This window comes from Mucilaginibacter frigoritolerans (assembly GCF_007830615.1).
In the GTDB taxonomy this organism is placed as follows: Bacteria; Bacteroidota; Bacteroidia; order Sphingobacteriales; family Sphingobacteriaceae; genus Mucilaginibacter; species Mucilaginibacter frigoritolerans.
In genome coordinates this window covers 227,142-245,653 of sequence record NZ_VLLI01000004.1, presented here as the reverse complement: position 1 = coordinate 245,653, position 18,512 = coordinate 227,142, and the positions used below count along the sequence as shown (strand labels likewise).

The 18,512-nt window shown below is 40.6% G+C and carries 15 protein-coding genes; 13 read left to right on the top strand and 2 right to left on the bottom strand.

The genetic code is table 11. From position 1 onward, the window contains the following. Nucleotides 1–88: 88 nt before the first annotated feature. The 5 genes from JN11_RS08695 to JN11_RS08675 all read left to right on the top strand — a co-directional run bounded on the left by JN11_RS08695 (nt 89) and on the right by JN11_RS08675 (nt 4,739). On the top strand, nt 89–949 hold the full coding sequence (locus JN11_RS08695) for a LysR family transcriptional regulator (protein ID WP_144911704.1): 861 nt from the start codon (nt 89–91) through the stop codon (nt 947–949). Between the two features lie 73 nt (nt 950–1,022). Continuing rightward, complete coding sequence (locus tag JN11_RS08690; RefSeq protein ID WP_144911702.1) at nt 1,023–1,595, top strand: Crp/Fnr family transcriptional regulator; 573 nt, start codon at nt 1,023–1,025, stop codon at nt 1,593–1,595. Between the two features lie 159 nt (nt 1,596–1,754). After that, a complete protein-coding gene (locus JN11_RS08685) occupies nt 1,755–2,909 on the top strand; it encodes an ATP-binding protein (protein WP_246138968.1) in 1,155 nt (384 codons plus the stop codon). Nucleotides 2,910–3,023: 114 nt separating this feature from the next. Continuing rightward, the gene (locus tag JN11_RS08680; RefSeq protein ID WP_144911698.1) at nt 3,024–3,818 is read left to right on the top strand and encodes an SDR family NAD(P)-dependent oxidoreductase; all 795 of its coding nucleotides are present in this window, start codon (nt 3,024–3,026) and stop codon (nt 3,816–3,818) included. A 66-nt stretch (nt 3,819–3,884) separates the two neighbouring features. Beyond that, nucleotides 3,885–4,739, top strand: a complete 855-nt coding sequence (locus JN11_RS08675) for an NAD(P)-dependent oxidoreductase (protein WP_144911696.1) — start codon at nt 3,885–3,887, stop codon at nt 4,737–4,739. 91 nt (nt 4,740–4,830) lie between these two features. Here the strand turns inward: JN11_RS08675 and JN11_RS08670 are convergent, their stop codons facing one another. Together JN11_RS08670 and JN11_RS08665 are read right to left on the bottom strand one after the other, a co-directional pair. Then, nucleotides 4,831–6,993 carry a glycoside hydrolase family 3 C-terminal domain-containing protein gene (locus JN11_RS08670; RefSeq protein ID WP_144911694.1) on the bottom strand — a complete coding sequence of 721 codons (2,163 nt, stop codon included), beginning with the start codon at nt 6,991–6,993 and terminating at the stop codon, nt 4,831–4,833. A 149-nt stretch (nt 6,994–7,142) separates the two neighbouring features. After that, a complete protein-coding gene (locus JN11_RS08665; protein WP_144911692.1) occupies nt 7,143–7,886 on the bottom strand; it encodes an SDR family oxidoreductase in 744 nt (247 codons plus the stop codon). Between the two features lie 477 nt (nt 7,887–8,363). Here JN11_RS08665 and JN11_RS08660 point away from each other — a divergent pair, with 477 nt between their 5' ends. The 8 genes from JN11_RS08660 to JN11_RS08625 all read left to right on the top strand — a co-directional run bounded on the left by JN11_RS08660 (nt 8,364) and on the right by JN11_RS08625 (nt 18,412). Beyond that, nucleotides 8,364–9,602 (top strand): BamA/TamA family outer membrane protein, encoded by a 1,239-nt coding sequence (locus tag JN11_RS08660; protein WP_144911690.1) that lies wholly within the window; start codon nt 8,364–8,366, stop codon nt 9,600–9,602. A 103-nt stretch (nt 9,603–9,705) separates the two neighbouring features. Then, on the top strand, nt 9,706–10,941 hold the full coding sequence (locus tag JN11_RS08655) for a BamA/TamA family outer membrane protein (protein WP_170227722.1): 1,236 nt from the start codon (nt 9,706–9,708) through the stop codon (nt 10,939–10,941). 181 nt (nt 10,942–11,122) lie between these two features. After that, entirely contained in the window at nt 11,123–12,418 is a 1,296-nt protein-coding gene (locus JN11_RS08650) for an alpha-L-fucosidase (protein ID WP_144911686.1), read from the top strand. A gap of 9 nt (nt 12,419–12,427) precedes the next feature. Beyond that, on the top strand, nt 12,428–13,276 hold the full coding sequence (locus tag JN11_RS08645) for a fumarylacetoacetate hydrolase family protein (protein WP_144911684.1): 849 nt from the start codon (nt 12,428–12,430) through the stop codon (nt 13,274–13,276). Nucleotides 13,277–13,519: 243 nt separating this feature from the next. Further along, on the top strand, nt 13,520–15,550 hold the full coding sequence (locus JN11_RS08640) for an ABC transporter permease (RefSeq protein WP_144911682.1): 2,031 nt from the start codon (nt 13,520–13,522) through the stop codon (nt 15,548–15,550). Nucleotides 15,551–15,567: 17 nt separating this feature from the next. After that, nucleotides 15,568–15,900 (top strand): ABC transporter permease, encoded by a 333-nt coding sequence (locus tag JN11_RS08635; protein WP_170227721.1) that lies wholly within the window; start codon nt 15,568–15,570, stop codon nt 15,898–15,900. A 159-nt stretch (nt 15,901–16,059) separates the two neighbouring features. Further along, complete coding sequence (locus tag JN11_RS08630; protein ID WP_144911679.1) at nt 16,060–17,079, top strand: class I fructose-bisphosphate aldolase; 1,020 nt, start codon at nt 16,060–16,062, stop codon at nt 17,077–17,079. A 343-nt stretch (nt 17,080–17,422) separates the two neighbouring features. Continuing rightward, nucleotides 17,423–18,412: a type I phosphomannose isomerase catalytic subunit gene (locus tag JN11_RS08625; RefSeq protein ID WP_144911677.1), complete on the top strand. Its 990-nt coding sequence runs from the start codon at nt 17,423–17,425 to the stop codon at nt 18,410–18,412. Nucleotides 18,413–18,512 lie beyond the last annotated feature (100 nt).

The following is an 18,512-nucleotide window of genomic DNA, read 5'->3' as shown; positions in this document are numbered from 1 at the left end:
TTTGTTATTTCTTTAAATCAAAATTAATGCAGATATTTGATTATTAAAAACGATTAATAATGATAATAAATATCATATTTAATGATTAATGAACACGCAAGATCTTAAAATATTTGAAGCAGTTGCAGCCAATGGAAGTTTCACCAAAGCAGCCGAAGCTATGTTTACCGTACAATCAAACGTTACGGCGCGGATTAAGAACCTGGAGGATGAGTTTGGCGTTGAACTTTTTACCCGTACCACCCGCAAGGTGCAGCTAACATCGGCTGGTGAAACACTGATGCAGTACCATAAAAAAATAAGCCATTTAATTGACGAAGCTAAAAGGGACATCCAAAATGCGGGGCAAATAATTGGTAGTTTAAAAGTGGGCTGCATTGATACCACCATGGCCCTTAAGGCACCTGAAATTATCAACCTGTTTGCGGAAAAATATCCGGATGTGGAGCTAGAGTTTAAATCGGCCATGCGCACAGCCCTGATCAATGATGTGCTGAATTATAAATTGGACGCCGCTTTTGTATCGGCCCCTGTTAATATGCCCGAGCTAGAACAGATCCACATTAAAGATGAGCAACTGGTTATACTTGCTCCGGCAAAATATACCAAACTAGCGGATATCCTTACCAAGCAACCGCTTACCATTATTGTATTTGACCAGGGCTGCATTTTTAGGGCGAGACTTGAAACCTGGCTGGGCTCAAAAGGAATTATCCAATACAAACCCATTGTATTGAATTCCATTGAAGGCATTATTAATTTTGTAGAATCAGGATTAGGCATCAGCATCCTGCCTGCCGAAATAATATCCCAATATTACGCAGGCCGGGCCATAAATACTTTTGCTATTAGTAAAGATCTCGGCACCATGACCACCGTATTAATTTACCGTAAAAACGTACCTGCATCAAGGCAGTTAAAGGCGTTTATTGAGTTGTATGAGAAATAAATTAGTTTCTTTTAAATAGTTAATTTTAACATTATATAACGCATTTTAGTTAGATGTAATGCATCTTTGATTTATGGATAAGCAGCTGATCAATTATTTACAATTATTCAGGCCGATAACCATTGCCGACGGGAATATTATTGCCGGATATTTTAAACCTCAGGTTTTTAAAGAGGGTGATTTTTTATTTGAGGGGGATAAAGTGGCCCGCGAAATGTTTTTTGTTTGCAAGGGCGTGGTACGGATAGGGACAGTAAATGATAAAGGAACCGAGGTTACGCATATTTTTTACAACGAAAATCATCTTTGCTCCATACTGCAAAGCTTTAATGATGAAGTACATACCGCATCATTTATACAGGCCTGCTGCGATACCGAAGTATTGAGCATCAGCAAAAGCAAACTGCTTGAATTGTATCAGCAATTACCCTATTTAAAAGAATTGATTGATCAGCTAAACCAGCTGAACCTAATTAGAAAGGTAAATACCCGCAATGCCTACCTGGGCGAGGATGCCGAAACCCAGTACCGCATATTTACCATGCAACATCCCGATATTGCCTTACGGGTTCCGTTAAAAGACATTGCATCATACCTGGGTATTACACCACAATCCTTAAGCCGCATCCGGAAAAACATCAAGTAAAGCTTTTTTACCATTTGTTAAGCAGTATTGTTGTTTACTTATGCAAGTAGATTCTATGTATTTTGCATTTAAATTCTATGTATTTTGTAAGTAAATATCATGTAAACTATAAATTGGCTGAAGTTTATTACTTATTTTTGTACCAAACATTCTATAACTATGTTTATTCCCAGGCAGATAGCACCAATTATTAAAGCACAACAGCAAAAATTCCCTATACTAGCTTTAACGGGACCGAGGCAATCTGGCAAAACTACCTTGCTTCGGGAGCTGTTCGATGACTACAGGTACGTATCACTTGAAAACCCTAATACACGTTCGTTTGCAACAGAAGATCCCATTGCGTTTTTAAATCGTTACGATAATAAAGTAATATTTGATGAGGTTCAGCGTGTGCCGGAATTGTTTTCTTATATACAGGGCCGGGTAGATGAATCGCATCTGATGGGACAATACATTTTATCCGGTTCGCAAAATTTCCATTTACTGAACAGCATTACCCAGACGCTGGCGGGCAGGGTGGCTTTATTCAAGTTGCTCCCCCTTGACTTTAGTGAACTAAAGTCAAAAAACTTACTTGGAGATTCAGCTGCGGAAGTTGCTATAAGAGGATTTTATCCGGCGATATACGACCGGGAAATAGATCCCTTTGTATTTTATTCAAACTATATTCAAACATATATTGAAAAAGATGTAACGGAGCTGATGAATATTCGAGACCTTACAGTATTCCGCACCTTTTTAGGTTTGTGTGCCGGGCGTACCGGCCAATTGCTTAACTTCAGCGCATTAGCCAACGAGTGTGATATTTCTCATAATACAGCCAAGGCGTGGCTGTCAATTTTAGAAAGCAGTTATATCGTTTTTCTTCTACAGCCTTATCATCAGAATTTTAATAAACGTCTAATCAAAAGTCCCAAGTTGTATTTCTATGACACCGGCTTATTAAACTACCTGCTTGGAAATAAAACACCCGTCGAAATGGAAGACAACCGTTTAAAAGGGAATGTTTTCGAAAATATGATTGTAGCTGAATTTCAAAAAAACAATCATCATTTATACTTGCACGAAGATTATTATTTCTGGCAGGACAGTAATGGTCATGAAGTTGATTTATTAATGAAGAAAGGCCAAGGTTTTTCCATCTTTGAAATAAAAGCGACTCAAACTGTTTCATCTTCTCTATTTAAAGAATTAGATCGCTTTGAAGATATTTCTACACCTGCTAAAGTAGAAAAAACGCTAATTTACGGCGGACTGGAAAATGAAAAAAGGACAAAATACCAGGTAAGCAGCTGGCGTAACACAGTTTAAACCCCGCAATCCTTAAGCCGCATCCGGAAAAACATCAAGTAACTGCTTTTTTACCATTTGTTAACTGATATTGTTTTTTACTTACTCACCTTTGTTATTAAAGTATAATTTAACATGGCGCGAATATTTATAACAGGTTCTGCAGATGGTTTGGGGATGATGGCCGCACGCTTATTAGTTAATGAAGGGCATAAGGTGGTACTTCATGGCCGTAATGAAAAAAGAGCCGGTGACGCCTTAAAAGCAGTACCCGGTGCAGAAGCTGCGCTGAGTGCCGATTTATCGAGCATTGAAGAAACTATCGACCTTGCAAAGAAAGTGAATGAGTTGGGGCATTTTGATGCGGTGATCCACAATGCTGGAGTAGGTTACCTGGAGGGCCGAATTACCACAAAGGATAGTTTGCCGCATGTATTTGCTATTAATAGTTTGGCGCCCTATATTCTTACCTGTTTAATTAATAAGCCCGAAAGATTAATTTACATCAGCTCAGGTCTGCACCGTGATGGTGATGCCAGCCTAAAAGATCTTGCCTGGAAAAATCGTCCATGGAATGGTTTTAGTGCTTACAGCGACTCCAAACTGCATAACGTAATTTTGGCATTTGCCGTAGCCCGTAAATTGCCTAAAGTATATTCAAATGCATTGGAGCCAGGCTGGGTTGCCACAAAAATGGGTGGGCCGCTGGCGCCTGATAATTTGGCTGAAGCTCCGGTTACGCAGGCGTGGCTGGCAGCAAGTAATGACAAAGCAGCATTAGTAAGCGGAAAATATTTTTACCATAAACAATTGCGCCCGTTTTGTGAATCGGCAAATGATGTGAGCAAGCAGGAATTGCTATTGGGAGAATATGAAAGACTGTCGGGGGTAGTAGCCTCACCCTGCCCTCTCCAGGAGAGAGGGTTCTAAAAAAGAACTTTTGCAAACAAGATATTTAATTTTGAATTATTTAACATCTACATAAAAAATAAGATCATGAGTATTACAAAAACAGGCTGGATAGGGCTGGGCAAAATGGGGATCCCCATGTCGCAGCAATTGATAAAAGCTGGTTACGCGGTAACCGTTTATAACCGCAGTACTGATAAAGAAGAAACGCTGAAAGCGATGGGCGCCGCTACAGCATCATCACCTCAAAAATTGATACAGGATACTGATGCAGTCGTGATTATGGTATCTGACGATGCGGCAATTACCTCTATTTTTAGTGGCGAAAATGGTTTACTGAGTGCCAAGGTTAGCGGAAAGATCATTATTAACATGAGTACCGTTTCGCCTGCAATTAGTAAACAAATGGCTGATTTGTGTGAGCAGCAGGGTAATTATTACCTGGATGCACCTGTATCAGGCAGTGTTAAACAGGCCGAAGAAGGCACTTTGGTTATTATGGTTGGGGGCGATGAAAAAGCTTTTGAGCAGGCCAAACCTGTTCTTGAAAAAATAGGTAAGCTTACCATACTGGTTGGCGATACCGGGGCAGGTAATAAAGCTAAACTGGTTATTAATACTTTGCTGGGCGTTTATTCACAGGGCCTGGCAGAGGCCGTTCTTTTTGCAGAAAAAAATGGCATCAAAACCGAAGATCTGATTACGCTGCTTAATAACGGCGCTATGGGTAGCCCGTATATTAAAATTAAGGGTGATGCTATTATTAAAGATAACTATACCGCAGCTTTTGCGCTGAAACATATTGCTAAGGACTTACGATTAGCAAAAGATATCGGCCTCTCAACCCCGCTGGGTAAAGTGACTTATCAAACTTTTCAGGATGCAGAAGCTAAACTGGGTAACGAGGATATAATTGCAGTGATAAAACAGGTGAGAGGATAATCTTAAAAATTAACGTCATGCCGAAACAAGTTCGGCATGATGTTAATTTTTAAATACTCAAGATTTTAAAACCATCGCTATAATGATGAAATTACTCAACAGTAATTGTGGCGTTTTCTTCAATATCTTTTGATGATTTCCCTGCAAGTATTTTATACTTACCTGGTTCAACCACCCATTTGCTGGTTTTGGTATCGTAATAAGCTAAATCTTTAACCGGGATATTTAAAGTCACACTAGCAGTTTCCCCTACCGTAATGTTTACTTTTTTAAATGCTTTAAGCTCTTTCTCCGCACGCTCAACAGCTGAGCCGGTTTTGCTCACATAAAGCTGAACCGTTTCTTTACCTGCATATTTCCCGGTGTTTTTAACTTTTAGGGTTGCAGTAATTACATCTGTTGCTTTGTAGCTTTTTTTGTTGGTAAACAGGTCCGAATATTTGTAATCAGTATATGATAAGCCGTAACCAAAGCAATACATCGGCTCAATCTTTTTGGTATCAAACCAGCGGTAGCCTACCAAAATGCCTTCTTTATAATCAACCTTTAAATTCTCACCGGGGTATGCATTCAGTGCCTCAGAAGGCGAATCTTTAAGCTCTGCCGGGAAAGTGAACGGCATTTTTCCTGATGGATTAATTTTACCGGTCAGCACATCAGCCAAAGCATTTCCGTTTTCAGAACCATTATACCATGACCATACGATGGTGCTGTTGTTCTTTTTGATTTGGCCGATATCATATGGTGCACCACCTACTACCACAACAATGGTGTTAGGGTTTGCAGCTGTAACTGCGTCAACCAAAGTTTGCTCGCCAAAAGGCAGACTTAAATCTTTACGATCACGGCTTTCACTTTCATAATCGCGGTTGCCTCCTATAAACAGGATGGCCAGATCGGTACTTTTTGCAGTTGCAACGGCCTGTGCAATTAAAGCAGAATCAGGCCCATGGCTTGGTGAATTTACCTCGCCCACAGCACTGTATTTACCGGAATAACCCTGCGCAAATTTAATGTCGATGGTTTTACCCAGCCTGTTTTGTAAACCTGCCAGTGCAGTAATTTCATAGCGGGCCTTAACACCGGCACCGAAGCCCCCCAGGTGGAATGTACGGGTTGCATTATCACCAATAACGGCTATGCTTTTTATGGTTGATGTATTTAATGGCAGCAGGTTCTTTTCATTTTTCAATAACACGATTGATTCTGATGCAATAGCATAAGCTGTTTTACCATGTTCCGGCGTACTCATTTTTCCTTCGGGCTGGTTTTTACTCATATTGGTATGCAACTGCACCCATAAAATACGGCGAACTTTTTCATCAATCAATTTAATACTCACTTTCCCGGCTTTTACAGAGTCCAGCAGTTTATCGGCAAAATAATACGTATTGTATGGCGGATTGGAGCCCATTTCCAGGTCGAGGCCATTTTTGGCGGCCGCAACTGTGCTGTGCACACCGCCCCAGTCGCTTATTACTATTCCTTTAAATCCCCATTCGCCTTTTAGTACTTTATTTAGCAGATAGTCATTTTCAGAACAATAAACACCTCTTAGTTTATTATAGGCCGACATAATGGTCCAGGCTTTACCTTCTATAATAGATGCTTTAAAAGCAGGCAGGTAAATTTCGCGCAGCGCTCGTTCGCTAACATCAACACTTACCTTGCCGCGGTTAATTTCCTGGTTATTTACTGCAAAGTGTTTCACACAGGCAGCAACATGCTGACTTTGGATACCTTTTACAGACTGTACCGCCAGTTTTGCATTTAAAAATGGATCTTCTGAGTAATACTCATAAGTACGGCCGCAAAGCGGGTTACGGCAAATATTAAATGCCGGTGCCAGCATCACCGTAATATTACGTGCGCGGGCCTCTTCGCCCATATCATGCCCGTAACGATAAGCCAGTTCCGGGTTCCAGGTAGCTGCTAAAGCAGATCCGTTTGGAAAAAAGGTGGCTGAATCGGTAGTCAGGTTGGCTGATCCCCATCCTTCCTTAACTTCCTCACGTACGCCCAGCGGACCATCATCTGTTTTCACTACCGGGATATCCAGCCTTTTACAACCTCCTGCAGTAAACACACCGCTGGCATGCAGCATGGTTATTTTTTCTTCAAGGGTTAACTTTTTTATAATGGCGCTGATCTGAGCATCTGTTGCCTGGTCGGCTTTGGTTTGTGCCGATGCATAATTTAGCGTGCCGACAGCAAAAAGGCCGCACAAAATATGCCTGTAAATTTTAGTTTTCATGATTATTGGTTCAATAGCCTGATGATAAGCTTATCAATTGGTGTAATTTGAACACAAAGTAAAACTAAATAATGATTATGGTGAAATAACAGACAATATAATACAGCCTTTTGTTAAAATAATACATCTCCATTAAGAAGCATACTGGCTTAAACCAGTACTGCCCCGCCATCAATAATTATATTTTGGCCGGTGCCAAATTGCTGTTTCATCAGATATAAGAAAGCTAACGCAATATCTTCGGCTTCGCCAACCCTTTTAGTCAATAAGGAATCACCTACTGATTTATAAAGATTTTCCCTGTCTGTTTCGCTAAAGCTGTTCCATAAGTTGGTTTTTACTACGCCGGGTACTACACTATTAACCCTTACAGGTGCCAGCTCAACGGCAGTTGCTCTTACAAATCCTTCCATGGCACCGCAAATACTGGCTGCAATAGCCCAGCCCGCTCCGGGGCGAGCACCTGCAATACCACCTGTTAAACTAATTGAACCACCTGCATTAATGTGTTTTGCACCGTATTTAACGGCTGCAAAAGCACCCCAGTAACGAATATTAAAGAAATCACGGGCTTTTTCAATTTCCGTATCAGCCAAAGCATTCAGCGTTAAGTTTTCGCCAGCGGTATAAACCAGGTGGTCGAAATTACCAATTGTATCAAAAAAGTTTTTGATATTTTCTTCTTTACTTAAGTCTACAGCGAAGCCGGTACCCTGGTTGGGTAATTCCTTTAATGCATTATCTATTCTTTGTTGGTTGCCTGATACAATCACCAGGTCAGCGCCTTCGGCAGATGCTGCTATGGCGGTTGCCAGTCCAATGCCTGAGCTTCCACCTAATATAACTATCCTTTTACCTTGTAATGAAGCGTTGTTTTTAAATTGCTTTTCCATTGTGTTAATATTTAATAGCACAAATTTCAGCAGTATAAAATGGCGGGCACTTACCATTTGGTAAATTCGGAAAAAAGCCCCCTCTAAATCTCCCCCGGTTGGGGAGACTTTAGCTTCACCGTGCTTTTTTTTCAAGTCCTCTCCGCCTATAGGCGGAGAGGATTATTCATATGTTGTTTGAATGTTTCAAGGTATTCATGAAGGCTTCGCCGTTTAGGTGGGGCTTGCTTAACATCCAGACCCTCAAAGTTAAGTCAGCATTACCCCCATTTAATGCCATTATTTACAATGTAACAATGCTGAAGCAATAGGCATTTATCCTTAAAACTTAACAATAAATGCACCTTAAACTGGTTTAGTTTCGAAAGTTTTGAGTAGCAGGGAATAGTTTGGGCGGGTTAAACGATTTGATAAAACTGAAGTCACAGGGGCATAATATCCCTGAAATAATTTTATGCTAATTAATTGCGCTTGTAGTTGAAGACACCTATTTATTTACTCATCTTAATCGCAATTTTATATTCTACACGTGCCAGCTGTCGGCAAGACCCACCCGTTTTGCTGCAACCATCTGCTCCGTACGGTTCACGCAGTGCTATTGCCGACTCCGGTGGCCAGCGGGATATGATTGACATTGTTGAAAGATTTTTTGATAAAAATTCATCGCCCAATAAAAAAGAAGCAGCACAAAAGGCTAGCTTTTCGGTAGTACCTTACGGTGGTTATACCCTATCAACAGGGCTTACTATTGATATTACCGGCAATGTGGGCTTTTATACCGGTTCAGACCATCATGAAAATTTTTCAGTTATTGCTGCCGATCTGGGCTACGATTCCGAGAGCCAAAAAACTTTTTTAACGCGTTCAGAAATATGGCTGCCGGGCAACAATTACAAATTAGTTAGCGACCTGCGTTGGGAAAAATATCCAACCGATACTTACGGCCTGGGTACTTTTACCACCTTTGCTACAGATAATCCCATTGATTTTTACTACCTGCGCGTTTATGAAACCGTACTGCGTAAGCTGGGAAATGATTATTACGCCGGCATAGGGTATAATCTGGATAACCATTATAACATTACCCAAGAGGGAAACCAAAACGGTACCGTTTCTGACTTTACTAAATACGGACAAACCCGTGAATCAACCTCTTCTGGTATTAATCTTGATTTTTTGTTTGATAGCCGAAAAAATCAGCTAAATCCGCTTGTAGGCAGTTACTTGAGCGTTATTTATCGGCAAAATTTAACCGTTTTAGGCAGCAATGCAAATTGGGAAGAGTTACAGTTGGATGCCCGGAAATACATCCGCTTGTCGCCATCATCCAACAATGTGCTGGCCCTTTGGGGTATGGCAGCATTTACTACAGGTAATGTGCCCTACCTTGATTTGCCAAGCACCGGTGGTGACATGTATAACAACAGTGGTCGTGGTTATGCGGTGGGCCGGTTCAGAGGGCGCGACATGCTTTATATGGAAGGCGAATACCGGTTTGGAATTACCCGTAATGGTTTGCTTGGCGCGGTGATTTTTGCCAATGCTGAAAGTTTTACCGAATATCCGTCAAATACCTTTCAAAAAATTGCACCTGCAACAGGTACTGGCTTGCGCTTAAAACTTAATAAGTACTCCAATACAAACATTTGTATTGATTATGGTGTTGGTGTAGGCGGGTCGCATGGGTTTTTTGTTAACCTTGGGGAATTGTTTTAATTACATACATCTGTTATTTTAGCAAATGAATGGATAACAATTTTAAATGATATCATTAAAATCTTATTACACGGCATCAAATTAGTTTTACAAATACCCCATTTTGAAAAAGTTGAAATATTTATTCTGTCTGTTTATAGTTCTAAGTTTTTATAACGGTTATGCCCAAAAGGATACTTTATTAGTAAAAACCAATACAACAGAAAAAACACAATTGCCCATTATTGATTCGTCAAAACAGCTGGATGCTATTGATATTCTTTACCGGATTTTAGGTAAAACAGCTGCTGAAACCAAACGTCAAAAATCAAGTAAGCTGAATTTTTCACTGGTACCAGCATTCGGGTATTCTTTGTCAACAGGTTTTGCAGTTGATTTAACCGGAAATGTTGCCTTTTACACCAGCAGCAGCCATAAAGAAAATTTATCGGCGATTGATGCTGAAACGATTTACGATACCAAGGGTCAGATTATATTTACCAGCCGATCGGAAATTTGGGCCCATAGTAATGATTACAAACTAGTTACCGATCTGCGCCTGGAAAGATATCCGGAAGATACTTATGGTTTAGGTGCCGGCACTAGGCAAGCCAAGGATAATCCAATTGACTTTACCTACATGAGAACCTATTTCACCGTCTTTAAAAAGATGCTTCCTGATTTTTACGGTGGCGTAGGTTATAATCTTGATTATCATTACAACATCACACAAAAAGGCAATGCTGATAATACCGTATCTGATTTTACCAAATATGGATTTGCTCCACAATCAACCTCATCGGGCTTTACTTTAAACTTGTTGTATGATAGCCGCCGCAATAAAATAAATCCGCTTGGCGGTGGTTTAGCTTCCATTACTTATCGTGATAATTATACTTTTTTAGGCAGCGATCATAATTGGCAGGAATTGAATTTAGAGTTCAAGAAGTTTTTAAAACTATCCGATAAATCAAACAACATCCTTGCTTTTTGGAGCATTGCTCAATTTACATCAGGCAACGTTCCTTATCTTGACCTTCCGGCCAATGGAGAGGACATGTATAATAATTCTGGCCGTGGTTATGAGCAGGATAGATTCAGGGGTAAAAACTTCCTTTACCTGGAAAGCGAATATCGCTTCGGCATCACTAAAAATGGTTTAATTGGCGGTGTGGTGTTTGCTAATGCCGAAAGCCTCTCGGAGTTTCAAACCAACAGGTTTCAAAAAGTTGCCCCCGCAGCTGGAACAGGCTTGCGCATAAAAGTTAACAAACACTCAGATACCAACGTTTGCCTGGATTATGCCGCCGGTTTGTATGGATCGCATGGCTTGTTTGTTAACCTGGGCGAGATGTTTTAATTGCAGCAAATCCTTTACCTGTTTTTTTGACATTTTATGCTGATTATTTGGCATAATCTTATTTCTTTGTATTAACCAATTGTATTTGAGAGATGATTGAATTAGATGGAGTGGATTATTCTGCCTACAAATTTAATCACCCTAAAAACTCTTCTGTATACCTATGAAATAAAATACCCGCATGACAAAAAAACTTACACTTATAGCATTCCTGCTTTATTGCTTAAATGCAGGTGCACAAACAACTTATACCCCCACCGCCGATAACCTGGCAGCGCGCGAAAATTTCCAGGACATGAAATTCGGCCTGTTTATTCATTGGGGTATTTACAGTATTTTGGGTGATGGAGAGTGGGTGATGCATACCGAAAAAATTCCTTATAATAGCTATAAACGCCTGGCCGATTTTTTCAACCCGCAGGCATTTGATGCTAAAGAGTGGGTTGCCTTTGCTAAACGGGCAGGTATGAAATACATTACCATTACCTCGCGCCATCATGATGGGTTCAGTATGTTCGGAACCAAGATGTCGCCCTACAATATTGTGGATGCTACGCCTTACCACCGCGATCCGCTGATGGAGCTGGCACAGGAATGCCAGAAACAAGGTATCGAACTCCACTTTTACTATTCTTTGCTGGATTGGGGCCGCCCCGACTATGCTTTTGGAAGCCCTATAGTTAATGGCAAACCTACACAGGGCGATTGGGACAGCTATATTAAATTTATGAAAGATCAGCTTACTGAACTCATTACCAAATATCCTGCAGTTAAGGGCATCTGGTTTGATGGCTACTGGGAACGTACCGATGTTAACTGGCATTTGGATGAAATTTATGGATTGATACATAAACTCAATCCTGCTATAATTGTCGGCAACAATCACCACGAAGCAGTAAAAGATGGTGAGGACTTTCAAATGTTTGAAAAAGATTTGCCAGGAAACAACACTACTGGTTTTAGTGCCAAATCAAAAATAGGCGCATTACCATTAGAAACCTGCGAAACCATTAACGGCAGCTGGGGCTTTAATATTAACGACCGAAGCTATAAATCAACCAAACAGATTATTCATTACCTGGTAAATGCAGCAGGGCGCAATGCCAACTTTTTACTGAACATTGGCCCCATGCCCAACGGAAAAATACAACCTGAATTTACCGATACACTGGCAATAGTAGGCAACTGGATGCAAAAAAATGGCGAAACTATTTATGGCACGCGCGGTAACTTTATTGCGCCGCAGCCATGGGGTGTAGTTACCTATAAAAACAAAACCCTGTATGCGCATGTATTAAACAAGCCACAACAGCCTTACATTTTTTTACCGGATGTGAAAGCTAAAATAACTAAAGTTGCTTTATTTGCAGATGGCAGCAGCCTTAAATTTAAACAGCAGCCCGAAGGTGTTTTTGTTTATATCAATAACATAAAGCCTGACGCTGTTGATACCATTATTGAACTTACAACAAACTAATATAAAAACATGAAGCTGATACGATTTGGCGAGTCCGGAAAAGAAAAAACCGGAATAATAATAAAAGACAAAAAATACGATACTTCTGCATTTGGGGAAGATTATAACGAGACCTTTTTTGAAACGGACGGACTAGCACGTTTAACCAACTTTATTGAAGATAACATGCTGGTTGAAGTTGCTGAAGATGTGAGACTGGGCAGTCCACTGGCAAGGCCATCAAAACTGATATGCATTGGGCTAAACTATGTTGATCATGCTAAAGAAACCAATGCTACGCCACCAACCGAGCCGGTAATATTTATGAAAGCAACATCGGCCATTGTTGGCCCTGATGATCATATCACCATCCCGAAAAATTCAAAAAAAACCGACTGGGAAGTGGAGCTGGCGGTAGTAATAGGCAAAAAAGCCAGTTATGTTAGCGAAGCTGATGCTATGGATTATGTGGCAGGCTATTTGCTGCACAATGATGTATCAGAGCGTGAATTTCAGATAGAGCGCGGCGGCACCTGGGATAAGGGAAAAGGTTGCGATACCTTTGCACCTCTCGGTCCGTTTTTTGCCACTAAAGATGAAATTACCGACCCGCACCAGCTACGTCTATGGCTAAAGGTAAACGGGCAAACCATGCAGGATGGCAATACCTCCAACTTTATTTTTAATATTCCTCAGGTAGTATCCTACACCAGCCAATTCATGACTTTGTTGCCCGGCGATATCATTTCAACCGGAACACCTGCAGGTGTGGGTCTGGGTATGAAACCACCCGTTTATTTAAAAGCAGGCGATGTGATAGAATTGGGTATTGATGGCCTGGGTGAAGCAAGGCAGGTGGTAGCGGATTATAAAGGGTAATAAAACAGCATAGCCTATACAAATAATAGCTGCTAAGGGATAAATAATGGCGTAAAAGCATACTATGGAACACATCTATGCTTTTACGTGTTATTCGTTGCTATAAAAGCGGACGCAGCGTGTCCGCTTTTGATACAGCTTCAGGTTTTATAAATTTATAATTTATTTATAATCAATACCTTGATTGACTGGCATCATATTTTCACAATCCATTCCTTTTCAGTCAAATAAAGGCGCAGCATTATGATTAAAAACTATTTTAAAACTACTTTAAGATACCTGGTTCATAATAAAACTTTTACGCTTATTAATATAACCGGTTTGGCAACCGGCATCTGCGTATGCTTCTTTGCGTTGTTGTATGTTCAGTTTGAGTTAAGCCGCGATAGCTATAACAAACAATCAAACCAAATTTACAGGCTGGTAACAGATGTTAAAACACCTCTAACCACCAATTATGAAAGCACCCCGGCTCCCATGGCCCCTGCCATTGAAAAAGAGTTTCCGGAGGTAAAAGCTGCTGCAAGGGTTTTTATGGATGATATGATTGTTCAAAGTACTCCCGATAATGCGGCCAAAGAAGAAATAGCTTATGCTGATGCTGATGTATTTTCAATTTTTACCTGGCCCCTGATAAGAGGAGATCAAAAACACTTATTTGATGCCCCTTATAATGTTGTGCTATCAGTAAGTGCGGCCAAAAAATATTTTGGTAATGATGATCCTATCGGTAAAACATTGTTGATTAACGGCGGTCAAAAAGCTGCGGTAACAGGGCTGATGCAGGACATACCAAGTAACTCCCATTTAAAGGTTGATATGTTATTTTCTATATCATCCTTAATAAATAACAACTGGAACCAAAACTGGAAAAGATTTGGCTTTTATACCTACCTGTTATTACAGCCAGGCGCCGACGCTACTAAGTTAAGCGCAAAGTTTCCGGCTTTTATAAAGTCACATATCAGTCCCGATCAGGCTAAATATATTTTATCTATTGAACCTTTAAAAAGGGTATATCTGTATGGCAAACCACGTGGGCATCGTACAGGCAGTTCGGCAGGTGGCAGCATTACCAATATTTATATATTTTCGGTAATTGCCATATTTGTACTTTTTATAGCCTGTTTTAATTTCATTAACCTAACTACTGCATTTTCATTAAAACGGGCCAAAGAAATTGGTGTACGCAAAGTACTTGGGGCATCCAAAAATCAATTGGTTATCCAGTTTTTTATGGATGCTGTTATATTGTGCCTTATTGCGTTTATTATAGCATTATTATTAGCAGCATTGTTACTACCACTGTTTAATAGCCTAACCGGCACGGTAGTAAGTACGGGTTTATTTAACAACTTTAATAATATACTATGGTTATTATTAATTGCTGTAAGTGTGGGCCTGCTATCGGGCATTTACCCTGCCTTGTTTTTATCGGGCTTTAAACCATTAAAAACACTGAAAGGCAATTTTAACCCTACGGGTAACGGATCAGTACTGCGCAAAGGGTTGGTGATTACTCAGTTTACCGTATCTATAATGCTTATTATAGGCACCATTGTGGTATATAACCAAATTGATTTTATGCAGAACCAGCAACTAGGTTTCAAAAAAGATCATCAACTGGTTATTGATTTTCAATTTGATAATCGTATTGGCAATAAGGTTGATTTGGTAAAACAGAAGTTAGCTGCTATTCCCGGTGTAAATGCAGTAAGCTTTTCAATGAGCACACCGGGCATGCCCAATAATCAATATACCACTATCATCCAAAATCACGACAACATAAACCAGGAACTAAGAAGCGATGCTTATTTTATTGATGATGCTTTTTTAAAACAATATAATATTAAGGTAATTGCCGGTCGTGGTTTTTCAAAGCAGTTTAGCACCGACGCAAGCCAGGCTATGCTGATTAACGAGACAATGGCCAAAAAACTGGGCTATGCAAACGCAGCCGATGCCATTGGCAAAGCCTATACACTGTTAGGCAGCCATGGGTTAATTATTGGTGTTATCCAAAATTTTCACTTCCACTCTTTTCAGGAAACTATCCAACCATTGGCAATATGTTATGGCACCGGTTTTTTTACTTGTATCTCGCTTAATATCGCATCAAATCATATCCAAAATACCATTAGTCAAATTGAAGAACAATGGAAAGTACTTGCCCCAGGCTTACCCTTGGTTTATTATTTTGCTGATGAAGCTTACAACCAGCAATATATTTCGGAACAACGTTTCGGCAGCTATTTATTTGTTTTTCGATACTAGCTATATTTATTCCCTGTTTGGGTCTACTTGGTTTATCAACATTCAACACAGCGCAGCGTAAAAAAGAAATTGGTATCCGTAAGGTATTGGGTGCATCATCTACCGGCATTGCACTCCTGTTATCAAAAGATTTTACACAATTGGTTATCATCGCCTTGTTCATTGCCTCGCCTGCGGCCTGGTGGCTTATGCAGGTTTGGCTGCAAAACTTTGCCTATCATATTCAAATTTCTGTATGGATATTCATTTCATCGGGTGCAGCTGCTCTATTTATTGCGTGGTTTACGGTAAGTTACCAGTCCATAAGTGCGGCTTCACTTAACCCGGTAAAAAGCTTACGGAGTGAGTGATTCCTATATTAATTATTGTTGATAATATGCTTCTTGCTATTAAATTGTAAAATGATTGTTTTTATGTTAAAAACTAAAAGCAAACTTATTAACTTGACATTGTTTAATAAAAATCAGTCCGGATGCATACCGGCAACCCAATAGAAGCATTATTATCCTATGAAAACACAAGAATTGATCAATACCGCAAACGCACTTTTTGCGGGCGATAAGGGCCTGCTGGCTATGGACGAAAGTACCAGCACCTGCAACAAACGCTTTGCTGAAGCGGGTATCCCCCAAACCATTGAATATCGCCGTGCCTACCGTGAATTAATTGTAACTACGCCCAAATTGGGTGATTGTTTAAGCGGGGCCATTTTATATGATGAAACCATTTATCAGGCAACTAAGGATGGTGTTTTATTTATTGATAAACTGAAAGAAGCAGGCATCATACCCGGCATAAAGGTTGATGAAGGCACCATAAATCTGGCAGGTTTCCCCGGCGAAAAAATCACTGCAGGTTTGGATGGTCTGGATGATCGTTTGGCTAAATATTACCAATTGGGTGCCCGTTTTGCTAAATGGCGCGCAGTAATTACTATTGGTGCAACTATACCAACGCGTGGTGCTATTGAAGCCAATATGCATACCCTGGCCCGTTATGCTGCCATGTGCCAGCAAGCCGGAATTGTACCTATTGTAGAACCAGAAGTACTGATGGATGGATCGCACAGTTTAGAAAGATGTTTTGAGGTGACCAGAAATGTGCAGCACGAACTTTTCCACCAGTTGTATACTCAAAATGTTGATTTAGAAGCCCTGGTGCTTAAACCTAATATGGTTATACCGGCTTTTGATGCACCAAAGCATGCCACTATTGATGAGGTAGCCCATGCAACCGTAACCTGCCTGTTGGAAACTGTCCCTGCGGCGGTTCCGGGAGTGGCATTTTTATCAGGCGGTCAATCACCTGCGGATGGAGCAGCTCACCTTAACGCCATGCATAAATTGTATAAAGGCAAATTGCCATGGGGACTTACTTTCTCCTATTCCCGCGCTATACAACAACCAGTAATGGATTTATGGAGAGGTAAAGATGAAAATGTAGAAAAGGCTCAAAAAATGCTTCACTTCCGCGCCAGCTTAGTCAATGCTGCCCGTCGTGGAGAGTATACGCCGCAAATGGAAGCCTAGGTTTTGAGTACGGAGTCTTTAGTCTGAAGTAATTTTTTCAACCCTCTTTTTTGCTTGCAAAAAAGAGGGTGAACGAGCGTAGCGATATTCGGGTGAGTCTACTCTGCGAGCGGCGTTAACGTAAATGCATTGGCGTATTGACTCATCCCGACGTTCTCCGCCTTTAGGCGGATGGTCGACCTTCTCTCCGCTCCGCGCAAAGAAGGTAATTATGGCGATTCGAAAAATAAATTGACTTCCATGTTAGTGTCATAAAAAGACTTCAGACTAAAAACTCCAGACTTAAGACCTCTCTCACTAAAACTAAACCCTTTATTCCTTGTTACCTTAATGAATTAAAAACATGGAGCAAGTAACCTTATATCCGTTAAAGTTTGAGCCTATTTATCAGTACCGCATTTGGGGCGGCCGCAGGCTCGAAAATCTACTATCAAAACCCTTACCACCTAAGGACCCTATAGGCGAAGCCTGGATTTTAAGTGATCGTGATGATCAGCCAAGTAAAGTAAGCTATGGAAAACTGAAAGGGAAAACCATTAAATGGCTAATGGAAAACGCTCCCGAAAAACTGATGGGCAAGTTTGCCGGCCAGTTTAAACGCTTCCCGTTATTGCTTAAGTTTTTAGATTGTCAACAGGTGCTTTCTGTGCAGGTACATCCTTCTGATGATTTGACAGCATATATCCCCAAGGGCGAAAGTGGTAAAACAGAGGCCTGGGTGGTGTTGGAAACAGGTGATAAAGCCATTATTTATGCCGGTTTGAAACCTGGCACTACAGAACAAAAACTGAGGGCAAAACTGGATGAACATAAAGTGGCCGATGATTTGGCACATTTTACCCCGGTTATTGGTGATAGCGTACTCATAAAAGCAGGCACGGTGCATACGCTTGGCGATGTGGTGGTTTTTGAGGTACAGGAAAACAGTGATGTTACTTACCGCCTGTACGACTGGGACCGCATTGATGAAAAAACAGGCAAACCACGCGATTTACAGGTTGATAAAGCCATTGCCTGCATTGATTTTAATAAAACTGATATAAAACCAGTTACTCTAGTTATAAAAAGTGAGGTTCCGGTGCAAAGAGAGATAGTGATCCGGAATGAACATTTTGATTTGTGCAGAATAACCGGCGAGCTTCCCTTTATGGTTGGCAAAGAAGCCACACCCCATGTTTTGATCTGTGTTGACGGCAAGGGCGATCTGGAACATAATAGTGACTTTTATTCACTAAAAAAGGGAGATGTGATGCTTTTACCTGCATCTATTGGTGCATGCCCGTTTGTACCCAAGGGTGAAATTATCCTGCTTGAACTAGCTTTGCCAGAATAATATCATTGAGTCAGCCCCACCTAAATCCTCCCCGGTAGGGAGGACTTAAAAAAAAATAAACGTGATCCAAGCCAAAGTCTCCCCTACCGGGGGAGATTTA

Coding starts and splice junctions, on each gene's coding strand:
- JN11_RS08650 (WP_144911686.1), top strand. CDS start 11,123: ATGACAAAAAAACTTACACTTATAGCATTCCTGCTTTATTGCTTAAAT.
- JN11_RS08640 (WP_144911682.1), top strand. CDS start 13,520: ATGATTAAAAACTATTTTAAAACTACTTTAAGATACCTGGTTCATAAT.
- JN11_RS08690 (WP_144911702.1), top strand. CDS start 1,023: ATGGATAAGCAGCTGATCAATTATTTACAATTATTCAGGCCGATAACC.
- JN11_RS08625 (WP_144911677.1), top strand. CDS start 17,423: ATGGAGCAAGTAACCTTATATCCGTTAAAGTTTGAGCCTATTTATCAG.
- JN11_RS08685 (WP_246138968.1), top strand. CDS start 1,755: ATGTTTATTCCCAGGCAGATAGCACCAATTATTAAAGCACAACAGCAA.
- JN11_RS08675 (WP_144911696.1), top strand. CDS start 3,885: ATGAGTATTACAAAAACAGGCTGGATAGGGCTGGGCAAAATGGGGATC.
- JN11_RS08630 (WP_144911679.1), top strand. CDS start 16,060: ATGAAAACACAAGAATTGATCAATACCGCAAACGCACTTTTTGCGGGC.
- JN11_RS08670 (WP_144911694.1), bottom strand. CDS start 6,993: ATGAAAACTAAAATTTACAGGCATATTTTGTGCGGCCTTTTTGCTGTC.
- JN11_RS08665 (WP_144911692.1), bottom strand. CDS start 7,886: ATGGAAAAGCAATTTAAAAACAACGCTTCATTACAAGGTAAAAGGATA.
- JN11_RS08645 (WP_144911684.1), top strand. CDS start 12,428: ATGAAGCTGATACGATTTGGCGAGTCCGGAAAAGAAAAAACCGGAATA.
- JN11_RS08695 (WP_144911704.1), top strand. CDS start 89: ATGAACACGCAAGATCTTAAAATATTTGAAGCAGTTGCAGCCAATGGA.
- JN11_RS08680 (WP_144911698.1), top strand. CDS start 3,024: ATGGCGCGAATATTTATAACAGGTTCTGCAGATGGTTTGGGGATGATG.